At 53.6% G+C, this 474-nt stretch carries 1 protein-coding gene; it reads left to right on the forward strand.

Annotation, left to right across the window (positions count from 1 at the left end):
* Positions 1-13 precede the first annotated feature (13 nt).
* Positions 14-474 (forward strand): tyrosine-type recombinase/integrase (locus QEH59_RS19150; RefSeq protein WP_308986908.1); only part of this gene is annotated, 461 nt, incomplete at its 3' end.

Raw genomic sequence — 474 nt, forward strand, 5'->3', positions numbered from 1 at the left:
TTTTAGCGATTATGTGAAAGCAAATCCACGCAAATACTATCCGGTGGTGTATTCCAGAGGGGAAATTAAGCGTTTACTGGATAATGTTAAGGGGACGTGGGGGTTGATGGCACGACTGCAATATGGCTGTGGTTTGCGCATCTCGGAGCTGTGTCGTCTGCGAGTCAAGGATGTGGACCTGGAGCGCGGCAAGCTCTACATCCGAGCGTCTAAGGGGGATAAAGATCGCTGTGTGCCGCTGGCACGCTCATTGCAGGAGCCTTTGGTCGCTCATCTGAAAGTTGTGCGTAAGACCTTTGAGGCGGATCGTCAGGCAAATGTTCCAGGGGTATTTATGCCTGGGGCCTTGGATCGAAAGATGTCGCAGGCGTGTAAGCGCTGGGAGTGGTTTTGGCTCTTTCCGATGCAAAGCCTCTCGCGTGATCCTCGCGGAGAACGCGATGCAGCTAAGCGGCGACATCACATATTGCCGCG

This window comes from Thalassobacterium sedimentorum (genome assembly GCF_031127905.1).
GTDB lineage: Bacteria > Verrucomicrobiota > Verrucomicrobiia > Opitutales > Coraliomargaritaceae > Thalassobacterium > Thalassobacterium sedimentorum.